13 protein-coding genes are annotated in these 14,027 nt (G+C 40.6%); 4 read left to right on the forward strand and 9 right to left on the reverse strand.

Annotation, left to right across the window (positions count from 1 at the left end; genetic code table 11):
• Positions 1-6: 6 nt before the first annotated feature.
• Positions 7-648: a hypothetical protein gene (locus IEW05_RS10150; protein ID WP_188538289.1), complete on the reverse strand. Its 642-nt coding sequence runs from the start codon at positions 646-648 to the stop codon at positions 7-9.
• A gap of 148 nt (positions 649-796) precedes the next feature.
• Here IEW05_RS10150 and IEW05_RS10155 point away from each other — a divergent pair, with 148 nt between their 5' ends.
• Both IEW05_RS10155 and IEW05_RS10160 read left to right on the forward strand, forming a co-directional pair.
• The gene (locus tag IEW05_RS10155) at positions 797-2,365 is read left to right on the forward strand and encodes a multicopper oxidase family protein (RefSeq protein WP_188538291.1); all 1,569 of its coding nucleotides are present in this window, start codon (positions 797-799) and stop codon (positions 2,363-2,365) included.
• Positions 2,366-2,543: 178 nt separating this feature from the next.
• Positions 2,544-3,605 carry an acyltransferase gene (locus IEW05_RS10160; protein ID WP_188538294.1) on the forward strand — a complete coding sequence of 354 codons (1,062 nt, stop codon included), beginning with the start codon at positions 2,544-2,546 and terminating at the stop codon, positions 3,603-3,605.
• Positions 3,606-3,678: 73 nt separating this feature from the next.
• On the opposite strand, the gene gerQ is transcribed toward IEW05_RS10160, so the two are convergent.
• Together gerQ and IEW05_RS10170 are read right to left on the reverse strand one after the other, a co-directional pair.
• Complete coding sequence (gene gerQ / locus IEW05_RS10165; protein WP_373285828.1) at positions 3,679-4,077, reverse strand: spore coat protein GerQ; 399 nt, start codon at positions 4,075-4,077, stop codon at positions 3,679-3,681.
• A 122-nt stretch (positions 4,078-4,199) separates the two neighbouring features.
• The gene (locus tag IEW05_RS10170; RefSeq protein ID WP_229753326.1) at positions 4,200-4,622 is read right to left on the reverse strand and encodes a cell wall hydrolase; all 423 of its coding nucleotides are present in this window, start codon (positions 4,620-4,622) and stop codon (positions 4,200-4,202) included.
• A gap of 243 nt (positions 4,623-4,865) precedes the next feature.
• Here IEW05_RS10170 and IEW05_RS10175 point away from each other — a divergent pair, with 243 nt between their 5' ends.
• The gene (locus IEW05_RS10175) at positions 4,866-6,191 is read left to right on the forward strand and encodes an FAD-dependent oxidoreductase (protein ID WP_188538300.1); all 1,326 of its coding nucleotides are present in this window, start codon (positions 4,866-4,868) and stop codon (positions 6,189-6,191) included.
• Positions 6,192-6,278: 87 nt separating this feature from the next.
• Here the strand turns inward: IEW05_RS10175 and IEW05_RS10180 are convergent, their stop codons facing one another.
• From IEW05_RS10180 to IEW05_RS10195, 4 genes are all read right to left on the reverse strand, one after another.
• The gene (locus IEW05_RS10180; protein WP_188538303.1) at positions 6,279-6,698 is read right to left on the reverse strand and encodes a DUF2500 domain-containing protein; all 420 of its coding nucleotides are present in this window, start codon (positions 6,696-6,698) and stop codon (positions 6,279-6,281) included.
• 206 nt (positions 6,699-6,904) lie between these two features.
• Positions 6,905-7,090 carry a hypothetical protein gene (locus tag IEW05_RS10185; protein WP_188538304.1) on the reverse strand — a complete coding sequence of 62 codons (186 nt, stop codon included), beginning with the start codon at positions 7,088-7,090 and terminating at the stop codon, positions 6,905-6,907.
• A 207-nt stretch (positions 7,091-7,297) separates the two neighbouring features.
• The gene (locus tag IEW05_RS10190) at positions 7,298-8,578 is read right to left on the reverse strand and encodes a VPS10 domain-containing protein (RefSeq protein ID WP_188538306.1); all 1,281 of its coding nucleotides are present in this window, start codon (positions 8,576-8,578) and stop codon (positions 7,298-7,300) included.
• A gap of 89 nt (positions 8,579-8,667) precedes the next feature.
• The gene (locus IEW05_RS10195) at positions 8,668-9,681 is read right to left on the reverse strand and encodes a polysaccharide deacetylase family protein (RefSeq protein WP_229753327.1); all 1,014 of its coding nucleotides are present in this window, start codon (positions 9,679-9,681) and stop codon (positions 8,668-8,670) included.
• Positions 9,682-10,309: 628 nt separating this feature from the next.
• On the opposite strand from IEW05_RS10195, the gene IEW05_RS10200 reads away from it, so the two are divergent.
• Positions 10,310-11,236, forward strand: coding sequence for an L-lactate dehydrogenase (locus tag IEW05_RS10200; protein WP_188538308.1), 927 nt, complete (start codon positions 10,310-10,312; stop codon positions 11,234-11,236).
• Between the two features lie 51 nt (positions 11,237-11,287).
• Here IEW05_RS10200 and IEW05_RS10205 read toward each other — a convergent pair whose 3' ends face one another.
• Both IEW05_RS10205 and IEW05_RS10210 read right to left on the reverse strand, forming a co-directional pair.
• On the reverse strand, positions 11,288-12,100 hold the full coding sequence (locus IEW05_RS10205; protein WP_188538310.1) for a class I SAM-dependent methyltransferase: 813 nt from the start codon (positions 12,098-12,100) through the stop codon (positions 11,288-11,290).
• A gap of 11 nt (positions 12,101-12,111) precedes the next feature.
• Positions 12,112-13,653 (reverse strand): 2-isopropylmalate synthase, encoded by a 1,542-nt coding sequence (locus tag IEW05_RS10210; RefSeq protein WP_188538312.1) that lies wholly within the window; start codon positions 13,651-13,653, stop codon positions 12,112-12,114.
• Between the last annotated feature and the right edge of the window lie 374 nt (positions 13,654-14,027).

The raw sequence follows: 14,027 nt of genomic DNA on the forward strand, positions 1-14,027 counted from the left end.
TTTGAGTTAAGGACGGTCCCTTAACTCAACTTTTATTTTTAATACTAATACCGTCATACCCTCATTGATCATTTGGGTTATTTGATTATTGTCTTCAGGGTCATAGGGTCGAAATGAATCTTTTACTTGCCGATAAATCCCTAATACTCGCGTTTCTCCTGATTCAAGAGCGACTTCTTCTTTGCCAATAGCATATTCCCATACGCTTCCCCCCACACCTTCTTGATTTAATACATTCTCTATCTTATGAGGTCGAATAGAAGCATCAGAGGAATATAAGAAAAGTAAGGGTACTTCACTTTCAGGATTAATGAGTCCCAGCCCCATGTGTCCTTCTGAAACGTGATTAGGATTATTACCATATGAAAGTTCATCCAAATGGAATGGTTCCATCTTCTCACCATTCTTGTAACCCTCTACCCAGATAGTTACCCAAGTTTTATCAGCTTGAGGAAGTTTCAAATGATAATTATATACATTTCCGAGGTGTAATTCATCAAAAGTCTTTTCGTAATGTATATCTTCCTTTATTGAAATATAAGCTATCTTCTCGTTACTGCTAGTTACTGGTTCTTTGCTACACCCGATAACTGTCAGACAAGTAAATATAACTACTAATAATGAAATGATGATTCGATTTATTTTCATGTGCGTCAATTCCCCTTTAATGAAATAAACGCTTTGGTCTTAACAAAAGTTGTGGTTAATTATGTAAGTTTAGTTGAACCAAGCAAACACCCATAAACAACACTAGACATAGGATGAATGGAGGAATTTCAAAGAAAGGGATAATGTTATGAAGTTAACTAAATTTGTTGATCCGCTGCCGATTCCCAAAATAATTAAACCGATTTACAAGAAAAAGGACGTTACACGTTACACGGTTAAAATGAAACAATTTTACACTTCCCTTCACCGTGATCTACCGAGAACAAAACTCTGGGGATTTAATGGATCCTACCCTGGCCCTACATTCGAAGTGCATAGGAGCGAGAATGTCCATGTGTTGTGGGAGAATAAATTACCGCTGAAACATCTGCTGCCTATCGATACAACGATCCATGGAGCAGGAGTAAAAGTTCCAAAAGTCCGTACGGTAGTACATCTACACGGTGCACGGGTACGTTCGAGTAGTGATGGATACCCTGAATCCTGGTTTACACGAGATTTCGCAACAACGGGACCTCAATTTAAAAATAGAATATACCGTTATACCAACAACCAGCGCGCAACCTCACTATGGTATCACGATCATACGATGGGAATTACCCGGCTTAATCTCTATGCAGGATTAGCTGGTTTATATTTGATTCGCGATAAAGTGGAAGACGCCTTACCACTACCAAAAGGCCCTTACGAAATTCCACTGATTATCTCTGATCGCACCTTTAAATCCGATGGTTCACTCTTTTATCCCAAACGACCGGATCGAAGTAGTTTGAAGAATCCGAAGGCTAAAATTCCATTTCCATCCGTGGTGCCTGAGTTTTTCGGAGAAACCATACTCGTTAACGGTAAGGTGTGGCCATATCTAAATGTTGAGCCAAGAAAATACCGCTTCCGCATTTTGAATTCATCTAATGCCCGTTTTTATAATTTGAAGCTAAAATCAGGCCCAACCTTTTATCAAATAGGAAGTGATGGAGGACTGCTAGAAAAACCAGTTAAATTAAATCAAATACTCATAGCACCTGCAGAACGCGTTGACGTTATCGTAGACTTCTCCAAAATGGCCGGTAAGACAATTACGTTAACCAATAATGCTTCAGCACCTTACCCTAGCGGTGATCCCGCTAACCTCGATCCGAATACAACAGGAATCGTCATGCAGTTCCGAGTAAAAGTCCCATTGAAGGGTAAGGACACTAGTAAAATTCCTGCCGTGTTGTCCGATATCGTGAAGTTGTCAACTAAGAATGTCCGAAAAATAAGAAATCTCACCTTAGACGAGACTTATGATGAATATGGTCGCTTATTACAGCTTGTAACGAATCGAATGTGGGATGATCCCGTGACCGAGAAGCCGGTCGTCGGTACCAAAGAAATTTGGAAATTGATTAATTTAACTATGGATACGCACCCAATTCATGTTCACCTTATCCAATTCCAAATCTTGCAGCGGCGTCCCTTTGATGTGAATCACTACAAAAAAACGAAGAAAATTCGTTTTACAGGTCCACCTCAGAAGCCTACTCCTAATGAAAGGGGATTTAAGGACACGGTTCGTGCAAAACCTGGTCATATCACTCAAATCATTGCCAGATTTGGACCTTACACCGGACAATATGTATGGCATTGCCATATGGCAGAGCATGAAGATCACGATATGATGCGGCCTTATAGGGTGGTTCCGAAGAAGAAATAGATGATTTTTTTCTATAGACATAAGCCAAAAGGTTTATGTCTATTCTCTTTTTTACATTAGTCGAAAAAAATTCATTTACTTATTCCAATAGATGCAATATATTCAATCTAGTTTGTTTTTTTATGGCAGTGTTAACCTTTTAGACTATTATACTAAACTAGAATTAGGAGCAATTATCATGTCAGCAATAACGAAACCACCACGTATCCACTATCTTGATTTTTTTCGTGCTGTCGCTATTTTAGCTGTAGTAACGATTCATTCTACCTCGCAACCTGTTTCTCTGTTTCCTAAATCGTCTTGGCAATACAACTATTATCATTTTTGGAACTCGGTTAGCCTCTTCGCTGTTCCATCATTTTTATTTCTCTGTTCGCTGGTGCTCTTCTACAACTATAGTTACAAAGATCGGATTACCTCCTGGATCGCAGGCTTTTATAAAAAGAGGATGTTGTACATCTTACTTCCTTATATACTTTGGTCCTTCATCTATTTCTTATTTAGAAATCTAAGTACTCCTCAGAGGGTCATTGTAGATTTGCCGTTATACTTTGAAAGACTGCTGACTGGAACGAACCACACACATCTATATTACTTCACCATTATCATTCAACTTTATTTGTTGTTTCCGTTCTTGATATGGTTGATGCGTTTCACTTGGATTCAAAGGCTGATGTTACCGCTTGGCATAGTTATACATATTGTCTTTTATTACTGCAACACGAATTACTGGCACATCCACCGCACGGCCAGTTTGTTACCTAGTTATTGGATGCATATTACACTCGGTGCATGGATTGGCATGAATTTTGATTTCATAATGTCCCTTGCAAAACGATATAAAATTCTAATTGGTGCTATTGGTGTAGCTAGTGCCTTAACTTATATTTACGGGTATGGCCTACATGTTGGGTCTTATAAGAGGGCTTATCACTTCTTCATTTATAACCTATTTACATTGTCTGCAAGCGTGTGCCTACTTCTACTAAGTCGTTACCTATTTCAATGGCTACATGCCGAGAAGATCAAGAGATTCATAAGTTCACTCGGAACAGAATCATTTGGGATTTTCCTAATTCACCCTCTGGTACTTGCTATTTGGAGAAAATTCGTTATGCCTATTATTTTTGATTATCATCTAGGGATCTGGTTAGGTGGTGCTGCAGCTTTATTCATTTCATGGTTGATTACATTAGTGATCCGGCGTTTTTCTATAGGATGGATTCTGGTCGGAAAATAAAACGTTGATATGATTACGAACAAAAGCCCCCTTGCTGCCAAGGGGGTTTTTGTTTGCTAGTTCTCCGTGGTATTTATCCTCTCATCCGTGGGTTACCAATCGCCCCCGGATATTGATACACGAGCGGCTCATCAAATGTAGCATAATTAAAATTGATCATTAGTAGCATCGTTCTTACTCCGGTTTGTGGATCACTAATAATGATATGATCTCGACCAGCCGCTTCAAGGACACCCTTGAATATTTTGGCATTCCACTCAGAGTTATTCTCGTAAGTCATATAAAACGTTCCTACCTTACCCAAATTCAAACGCAGGATATTCTCAATATATGATTGCTCAAATGCAGGAGGTGTTGGGGTCGTGACTACTTGCCCATAAGGTGTCATTGGACTTCCACTCGCAACTTGCGGTGGCATACTTGTCATCTGTCCTTGTACCTGTCCTTGTGGCATACTCGTCATCTGTCCCATTTGTCCTCCCTGCGTCATATAAGGATTGTTTCCAATTTTGTACGATACCGGACGATAAGGTTGATTTAACATTCATAATTCCTCCTTTAAATTTACATATTTAATGTTAATGACAACAATTACTAATAAACCGCTGGACAATCACCTTGAGAAGGCGCAAAGAAACAATGAGCTTTATAACGTCCGGTATTTGCCTGATTGTACCAGGTATTAGGGCAGTCTCCTTCTGGTCTAAAGAACCAGAGCGCGTTGCTCGCTGGATGTTGCCGTTCCCCATTAATGACGCGCTTTGCTAGACGAATATCGACATCACGGGCCGCCTGATAGAAATAACCTTTTTGGGTAGCTTCAAATCCGCCTGGACTCTGAAATACCATATCCGGTATGCTTCGAATATTTTTGAAATCGAGGCAATTTCCTAGAACCCGATTAACTCCTACATTGCCGACCATTAGCATGCCAAGCTCGCCTTCCCCTTCCGCCTCAGCGCGCATCAGTCGAGCTAACATTTTGACTTGCTCAGAATTCGTTTGTATGACAGCCAAGAAGAGTTCCTCCTTCATTTCTTATCTCAACGATATATCTTATGTGCATTTGCCTATAGAGGTTACAAAAAATGAAGTCGAATTCATAATTGAACAATTTGTGACTGTTTCTATGGACGCGCTTACATGAATAACATATACTATATGTGAATCCATGCTTTGGGTCACGATCTTAACCCTAAAGCTGCTCTGCCTACGGGGAGCGCTGCTTGCGCTTCACAAAGCTATTGGGAGGTACGACGTATGAAAATCGCAATTATTGGTGGTGGCCTGGCTGGGTTGACAGCAGCAGCATATTTATCTGACAACCTAGGTACAGAAGGTACTGTGTTTGAACGAAGTCCACAACTTGGGGGCCGTGCATTTACGTATCAGAAATCGGGGTTCACATTGAATTATGGAGCCCATGCGGTTTACGGAATTGACAGACATACGCTACAGCATATGGAGCAAGAATTGAAGCTTCAATTTCAGAGCAAACAGGTGGATAAGCGAAAAGTGATGTACGCCAAGCATGGAAATTTGACTCCCGCTCCACTAGATTTTATTAACATCATGAAGACGAATGTACTAAAGCCGTTCGAAAAGGTCAGATTTGTTGCAGAAATTGCTGCCGTGATCGGCAATATCCATCAATTGAAGCATTATCAAACCCTTGGTGAATATTTAGATCACTCCCATGCTTCTGCTGATGTCAAGGAATTGTGGGAGCACTTGGTCAGCTCTAACTTCTTCATTACACCGGAAGATGCTCGAAAAGTATCTGGTGAGGTTATAGCTGAGTATTACCATAATCTCTTTCTCTCCCACAAACCGGTGAATTATATTCTCGGTAGTTGGGCAACCATTACGGATCAGCTAATTCATAAAATCCGTGAGAATGACAAATGGGACATCGCATTAAAAGAAGGGGTCGAATCCATTTCTTTGGAGAATGGTAAATACCTACTGAACACGAAAACCCGTCAAGCTTTGGAATTTGATCATGTCATATTCGCCATGCCTGCACAGCAGGTTGTTAAATTGCTGGAGGATACCTCCTGGTCTTCGTTCTTAGATCCTTACAAGAACAACTCTTCAACTGAGGTTCTAGTCTACGATATTGGCTTCTCTAAGGTAGTTGCTCGTCCTTTCAGCTATATCAGCGATATGGATAACAAACTATTCATTAGTGATGTCTCGGCGACGGATCATACTGTAGCTCCAGAGACGGGTCAACTGCTACAAGGAATCGCTTATTTGAATGACGATTGTATGGAAGAAGATGAGAAGAAACAGTACCTAGATGGTAAGGTGCAGAAAATGGAGGCCATGTTCGATCAATATTATCCAGGTTGGCGAGATCATGTTGAAGTCAAACGTGTGTCTAAAAAGGCGATGGTCTCCAGCGTTAAGAATATTCGAGAGAATAAGCTTTTGCCAAATGAGATCGCTCAAGTCCCATTCTTATTCTGCGGTGATGGTTGTGAGGGCAAAGGAGAATTGGCTGAACGTGCATTCTCAAGTGGCCGCAAAGTAGCAAATCTTCTATTAAAAGATCAAGCCAACATCAAGTCCGTAGTGCATTAATCGAACTTATATTCTACTCATATCATTATATGTATAAGAAAAAGCTGCCTATCAAGGCAGCTTTTTGATATCTTATCCAATATTCAACTATAAGGATCTGCGAAATTCTCTGTAATCCTGTTGTTCCGTTCTATAAATCCTTCCTTGCCTTTCAAATCCAAGATAGCGACTACCTTGAAATGTTAGTTGTCCATCGTCTCCTTCAGCACTTTGCCCAAATTCCTCGCCACTTACGGAAAATTCCATGCGATCACCACTATCCACTTCAAACGTGAGGAAGTATTTACTATCGGAGCGGTTCACTGATGTTTCAACATTATACCGATGGGATACCTCCGTCCGTTTGCCAACAATAATGGAATGAACGACCAACTCGGGTTGTCTATTGTTCGACATGTACCGCTTCATACTACTCGCTACCGAAATGACTATAATCGATAAGATAACTACAATGAAAATGGGAATAGCCATATTCATCACTCCGAACATTTCGCCCCACGACTGCATTCTGCTTCCCCCCTAGTCAGTGATCATTTGAAAGATCAAGATGGACTTATCCTTCTTTCTTATGTATATGCCGTCCAAAGCGAAACTTGTTATTCCTCTTAGGAGTAAAATATGCTTACCTTGTCCTTTTTTTAACCAAAATAAATAACCTTCGGATTCTGAAGTCAGAAACCGAAGGTTATCGAGAATTTATGAAGTTTATTGAGTTATGCATAATAGAATTGGAGCAATTGTTTTGTTTCGTCAGCGCTGACAGCTTCTTCTTCATATAGTCCGTTCTCAGCCCAACAAGCCTTACAAATTTCTTCCGTTGTGCACAAATGAGCATCTTCGCAAGTGTAGCAAAATTGGAGCAAGTTGCGGGTAACGGTCTCTTGATTAGTTGTTTTCATCTCAATCACTCCTAAGTTTATTTTGGAGCTTAGCTCCTTTGTTTAATGATTAATATCACTACTATTGTCTACAAGTTAAATATATCACATACTTTGATTAGTGCACGTGATAAATTTCACAATATGATGAACATCACTATAAATAGTTAAAATGAACTGGGGAGCATCAACATTATAATATAAAACGGCGGTGCCAGAGACGCGTGCTTATAGCACACGCCAACTAACTCCACCGTTTTTAGTTTGTAGCAGTAGGGATCGTTTTTGATCCATTTTGGCGACAAGTAGCCAGCCAACATTTGAGGATATAAAGCGAAAGTTTACAACTTCAGGATAATCCTTCAGGATATCTTTCAACTTTGCACTCTCAGGTAAGGCCGTCCAACTCTGACCTTGGTCTATCGTATGAAAAACCGTTGTATCTTGTAGGGCCCATCCTTCTTTAGTGTTTAAGAAAGTAGGAGTCGAATTCTCATTCAAACCGGATTGCCAGGATAATTGAAAAGGCGAAAGTGTCCATGATTCCCCGGAATCATGGGTGAAGTACCCATTAAACTTTGTGGCATCTTCCCTACTACAACCAATTGGAATCCAACCGGTACTCTTATCATTAGTAAAGGATGTTATCTCTCCAACCTCAAAACGATCGCATGATTCGTATTTCTTAGGATTAAAGAATGTGGTATTTTCATCCCAGTCCATTCCTCCGTCATACGTCACATAGAGTGCAGGTTGCCCCGCTTTCAAAGTACTGATGAACCCCTCATTTTCATTCATAAACGTCATAGAAACAAAATTTCCAAATTTGGGTATTGAATGAACGCTACTATTCTTATTTGGACTTAGCTGAGTACTCATAATGTTGCTCCAAGTAGCTCCGCCATTCTCCGTTTGATATAATGTCTTCTCTTCACTGTCTGATGTACTATTGTCTACAGCAAGAATCCAACCATGAGCCTGATCAGTAAAATAGATCGACGCTACTTGGTCCGCTTCTTTCAAAGACGAAAGCTTCCAAGTTTCCCCGCCATCTCGAGTTCGAAGCACAATGGGATTACTTGAACCTGTCGAATTACGGACGATCCAACCATTTAACAAATCGATAAAAAATATTTCTTTACCATATACCGGATTGCTAGGGAATTGTACTGCATCTGCAGGTGAGATGTTTGTCCATGTTTCTCCGCTATCTTCTGTCCTGTATAGACGTAGCTCACCTTTGGTAGTACCCCAAGCTAATCCTGTAGTCTCATTAAGTAATTGAAAATCAGTCAGCCTGGTCTTAATCTGATATTTATCCGTGATAGACAAATTCATTACCGCATTATTTGTTGTGGTATCAGGAGGATTAATTATAGTTAATGTCTGTCCTTCTTCAGTTATCTCATTCGGAACCGATGATGCAACCTGAGGTTCTTCAGAGCTACACCCCGTAAGCAATATACAGGTTACCAGTATTGCCGCGGTTATTTTAGAACACCATTTCAAGTATGAACAACCTCACTTTCAAAATCTTGTTGCTTCCCTACCTTCTTAGGATTCTCTGCTATTAATTATAGCACAGTGAACTAGAGTCATCACAGACGTTCGTCTTTTGCAAAGTTAACAGATATATGTTGGTCAGGTTTATATACGGCAAAAGAATAACCTTTCTTGCTTAAATAATCGATAATATCCGCTAATACACTTACGGTTTGAGCTTTTTCATGCATGAGTATAACCTCAGTATTACGATGAACCTGGCGCTTAATTTCTTTCATAATCTTATCTGGACTGTGTGGGTAATTCCAATCCTTCGAATCAACGGTCCAGTCCCACATTTTAAAGTTAGCACCAGCAATATCATCTCTAAATTTCTTCCCTATTGCGGGTTGACTACCGTATGGAGCACGGATCAAAACTGGCGTCGTACCAATTATTTTCTTAATAAGTCCTTGTTCTTTCGTATATTCATTAATGAAGTTCTTCGAGCTGCCACTATCATATAGAATCTTCTTACTATGACTCATACTATGTAATCCTACATAATTACCCGCTTCATGGACACTCTTTACTTTTGATTCGTTACCTGAAAGATTATTTCCAATCATAAAAAAGGTAGCGTGTACTCCCTTTTCTTCTAAAATATCAAGGATCTCTTGGGTGTATTTACTTGGTCCATCATCAAATGTAAGATAAACAACCTTGGTTGTCTTGGCTGGTTTCTTCGTGTTCTCTTCTTCGTTTACCACTGCCCCATCGGGCTGTCCTGGTGAAGAGTCTGGCAAGATGGCTTCGGAATTTCCACCTTCTGGCTGTGTAGCTACACCCTTATTATTCGTAACATTATTTTCGATATGAGCTATCAGATTAGAAATTAAAGGATCTCTTCCAATATTTGATTGGATTAACTCTGGTGTCTTCTGACTTTGACCCACTAATTTGGGCGCCACAACCGTTGTGGTGTTAGAATTTTCTTTACCTACCGTTTTGACGACTACAATAGTCATAATAAACGAAATGACAGTCAGTGCTATAGCAGTGAAAATAACACGCTTGAAGATGAGGTCAGATCGTTTGTTTCTGATACTATTGTCTTTTTCTTTTTCCATTCTACTGATGTACGACATATCCGAATTCACCGATGTCCTCTCTCTTATGATATTACTAGAATAATATAAAGTAACGCTTACGTCCTTACAGAATAGTTACATCATTGGTTACAATGTTCTCATAAAACTAATCAATTGACATCACATTTTCAAAAAATATGTTCCAATTTGTTGTATTTACCATATGTGTAACTAATTATATCAAATATTAATCTAGTTTTTGATTCCAAAATATAGAAAAGGGACTTCTATGAGGAAGTCCCTTTGTCGAATATAACTAGTGATAAAGTTAGTTAAGGATGCTTGTAAGAATTAAGGTGCAGACAAGGTCTTTCCAGTGGTCCAGTTATGAAAGTAAGTTTGACCATGTATTACATATTTACCCTCGGCCATTGAAAAGTAATCAAATACTCACATTAGATCTTATAATATTAGTTTATTATATTATGAAACAGTTTGGACTCATTCCAATTTGTTTAAAAATATAAGATAGCGTACGTCACAATAAAATTTCAAATATTTTCTTTAAATTTTAACAAAATAACGTACAATAAAAGAGTATTTTACGATTATTAGATGTAAATAATGCGTATCCTATTGTGGGAATCAAAATGAAGGAGATGAATGAATGAAAACTCAATTACGCTCCAGCAGAGTCGTTATTATCGGAACTGGTGCTGTAGGTACAACAACTGCTTATACCTTATTGCTTCGGGAGCGTGTCTCCGAGCTCGTATTAATTGATGCCAATAAAGCAAAAGCGCTGGGCGAAGCACTTGATATGAACCATGGACTTCCGTTCACTGGAGGAGTCAAGCTATGGGCTGGTGATTACAGCGACTGTGCGGACGCAGACATTATTGTAATTGCTGCTGGTGCATCTCAACGCCCGGGTGAGACTAGAATTGATCTCCTTAAACGAAACTCCGCCATTTTCGACAGCATTGTAAAGGATATCATTAAATATAACGACCATGCTATTATTCTGGTGGCCACTAATCCAGTGGATATCCTATCTTATGTGACACTGAAAAAAAGTGGATTCCCCTCCAACCGGGTTATCGGCTCCGGTACGTTGCTTGACAGCGCTAGATTCCGTTATTTGATTGGTCAGAATAAAGAAATCAATCCACGTAGCATCCACGCTCATATTATTGGTGAACACGGTGATTCAGAGCTTCCATTATGGAGCTTGGCAAATGTGGCCGGGATCAACTTGGAGTTCTCTGAGCAGGAGCGTGAAGAAATCTTCAACAACACTAAGAATGCCGCCTATGAGATCATTAATGCCAAAGGAGCGACTTCCTACGCTATTGCGCTCGCACTTGATCGTATTGTGACTTCGATTCTTCAAGATGATGGATCCGTACTGAACGTCTCAACTTTGCTCACTGATTATAACGGCGTCTCTGATGTTTACCTTGGTGTCCCAAGTATCGTTGATGGTTCAGGTGTACGAAAAGTCCTTGATCTGCAGTTAAGTGATCAGGAACTCGTTCAATTCCAACAATCGGCGAACAAGCTCAAATCAGAAATTGCTAAGCTGGAACTTTAAACTTTAGTAGGCAGGTTAAGAAAGCCGTCCATATCGAGGACGGCTTTCTTTTTATTTTCTTCGACCTATATATAACAAGTGTGAGGAAGTTCCTAAAATGTATGGATTCTCAGCTTCTTGATAGATTAGGTCCATGACTTGATTAAATTCTTGATCCCCACATGAACGCCAATAATCAAATTGCTCGGAAGTGAATGATCCAGCAATACTGGAAGAGGCAATTAGTTTCACCCTTTCAAAACCATGTGCCTCCATGAACCCATTGATTTCATCAATATTAAAGTAGTAAGCTCCAGTAAACCTTCCTTCGTCCCGGTGATTAAAAACCCCTGTTTCTAGAAATGTTGAAATATCATGCATATTATCATTCGGTTGCCACTGCTTAGGGTACATAAGTGATGTTGTTAAGTGTCTTGTTCGAGTCATAAATGCAACAAATACATATCCCCCACGCTTCGTAACCCGATAAAGTTCTTGGACCGCCGCAATCCGATCTAATTCCTCTTGTAAGTGATACAGAGGACCAAGCATTAAAGATGCATCAAATTGTTGATCACTGAAGACGTTCAGATTTCTCGCATCGGCTACATGAAGGGCTTGGAAGCGCTCTGTTAAATTGAATTCTCTAACCTTGTCTGATGCAATTTCGACTAGTCTTGGAGTAAAATCAGTCAAAGTAACATCATAACCTTGCCTAGCTAATTCACATGAGTATTTCCCTGGGCCAGCACCGTTATCTAAAACATGCCCTTGCTTCGGAAGATACTTCGAAATAAAGTGCCAATTCACTAGAAACTCAATGGGTTCTCGGTCAAGACGTCCCCACTCGTCAAATCGGTTATAATAATCAATTACTTTGTCCATTTATTTCACCCTCACTCAATAACGATGTTTCCTTTACGCTCCAGAATGTTGCGACTTACAAGCCTGTTAACAGCATCAAGATAGGCTTTTGCACTTGCTTCCACAATATCAGTACTTACTCCTCTTCCAGATGCAGTTAGCTCTCCCTGTTTCAATACGACATGAACTTCTCCCTGTGCATCCGTTCCTTGCGTGACAGAATGAATAGTGTAATCCTCCAACTCTGCTTGAATCCCTGTTGCTTTTGCTAAAGCCTGATATACGGCATCCACCAAACCATTACCTTCGCCAGCTTCATCTACTGCATCTCCATCTTGCTTCACAATTCGTACACTTGCAGTCGATAGTGAATGCGTCTGGAATGAAACCTGAATATTATCGAGTGTGAATTGTTTCGGAACTTCAGCAATATTCTCTTCCATAAGAGCGCGGATATCCTCAGACAATACGTTCTTCTTGCGGTCGGCTAGATTTTTAAATTTAGCAAAAGCAATATTCAATTGCTCCTCGTCCAGGGTATAGCCGAGGTCAACAAGCTTTTCCTTAAAGGCATGACGCCCGGAATGTTTACCAAGCACCAACTTGCTAGAGCTAGCACCAATAGTCTCCGGCGCAATAATTTCATACGTACCACGGTGTTTCAGCATTCCATCTTGATGGATTCCGGATTCATGTGCAAATGCATTGGCTCCGACAATTGCCTTGTTCCCAGGTACATTCATCCCCGTTAATTTACTAACCATGCGACTGGTACGATAGAGTTCACTCAAATTCACGGTTGTTTTTGCCCCATAGAAATCACTTCTTGTTTCCAGTGCTAACGCCACTTCCTCTATACAGGTGTTACCCGCACGTTCACCAATGCCATTGATCGTTCCTTCAAATTGATCCACACCATTGGCAATGGCTGCAAGTGTGTTGGCTGTGGCCATCCCAAGATCATCATGACAATGTGTGCTAAGCTGAATCTTCTCAATTCCTGGTACAGTCTCTTTGATTGTCTTGAACATACGTCCAAACTCATCCGGTGTAGCAAAACCAACCGTATCAGGTAGATTGACAACAGATGCACCCGCACGAATCGCCATTGCGGTAACTTCACATAAGAAATCGATCTCCGTCCGACTGGCATCTTCCGCGGAGAACTCCACCTTATCAAAAAACTTCCGACCGTACCGAATCGCGGCTTCAGCTGTCTCCAACACCTTAGCTTTGTCCATACGAAGTTTATGTTCACGATGGATCGGCGATGTTGCCAGAACCAAATGTAAACAAGGATCCGCTGCATCCTTCAATGCTTGAACAACGGCGTCGATATCTTTGGTGTGGCAACGAGCTAAGCTTAACAGCGTAGCATTCTTGACGCGATTTGCTACAGCACGAATACTTTCGATTTCACCTGGAGATGTTGCCGCAAACCCCGCTTCAATTCGATCGATGCCGAGCCGCTCCAATTGAAGTGCGATCTCTACCTTTTCTTCCGTCGTCAAGCTTACACCTGGAGATTGCTCCCCATCCCGCAGAGTTGTGTCAAATACATAAATTTTACGCATGCTCATTACCACCTTTTCATTTTTATTTGATGGAGATCACTCCGTTTCACAAGTGATTCGACTAAGATCTCCGTCATTCATTAACAAAAAAACCTCTCTCGCCCCTGCAACGCACAAAACTAAAGCGTTGCAGGGGCGAAAGAGGTTATCATCCGCGGTACCACCCATGTTCACCGTCTATTTCACAATAAACGGTCTCCAGGAATTTGGAGGTTTGCTCCGAATTCCAGCACGATAACGGGTGCTACCGATGCTCCTTAGAGAGTAATTCTCTGTCGGGAGCACAGCTCCAAGGTGAGATAGCTAAGGGATTAAGACGGTGATTTCAGCGTGTTCACCGCTCTCTGAACATAAGAGCCCTTTGTGCCTGATCC

This window comes from Paenibacillus segetis (assembly GCF_014639155.1).
GTDB classification, from domain to species: domain Bacteria; phylum Bacillota; class Bacilli; order Paenibacillales; family Paenibacillaceae; genus Fontibacillus; species Fontibacillus segetis.

What these genes read in the sequence shown, in the direction of transcription:
- IEW05_RS10150 (WP_188538289.1), bottom strand. Translation starts at nt 648, where the DNA reads ATGAAAATAAATCGAATCATCATTTCATTATTAGTAGTTATATTTACT.
- IEW05_RS10155 (WP_188538291.1), top strand. Translation starts at nt 797, where the DNA reads ATGAAGTTAACTAAATTTGTTGATCCGCTGCCGATTCCCAAAATAATT.
- IEW05_RS10160 (WP_188538294.1), top strand. Translation starts at nt 2,544, where the DNA reads ATGTCAGCAATAACGAAACCACCACGTATCCACTATCTTGATTTTTTT.
- gerQ (WP_373285828.1), bottom strand. Translation starts at nt 4,077, where the DNA reads ATGGGACAGATGACGAGTATGCCACAAGGACAGGTACAAGGACAGATG.
- IEW05_RS10175 (WP_188538300.1), top strand. Translation starts at nt 4,866, where the DNA reads ATGAAAATCGCAATTATTGGTGGTGGCCTGGCTGGGTTGACAGCAGCA.
- IEW05_RS10180 (WP_188538303.1), bottom strand. Translation starts at nt 6,698, where the DNA reads ATGCAGTCGTGGGGCGAAATGTTCGGAGTGATGAATATGGCTATTCCC.
- IEW05_RS10185 (WP_188538304.1), bottom strand. Translation starts at nt 7,090, where the DNA reads ATGAAAACAACTAATCAAGAGACCGTTACCCGCAACTTGCTCCAATTT.
- IEW05_RS10195 (WP_229753327.1), bottom strand. Translation starts at nt 9,681, where the DNA reads ATGGAAAAAGAAAAAGACAATAGTATCAGAAACAAACGATCTGACCTC.
- IEW05_RS10200 (WP_188538308.1), top strand. Translation starts at nt 10,310, where the DNA reads ATGAAAACTCAATTACGCTCCAGCAGAGTCGTTATTATCGGAACTGGT.
- IEW05_RS10205 (WP_188538310.1), bottom strand. Translation starts at nt 12,100, where the DNA reads ATGGACAAAGTAATTGATTATTATAACCGATTTGACGAGTGGGGACGT.
- IEW05_RS10210 (WP_188538312.1), bottom strand. Translation starts at nt 13,653, where the DNA reads ATGCGTAAAATTTATGTATTTGACACAACTCTGCGGGATGGGGAGCAA.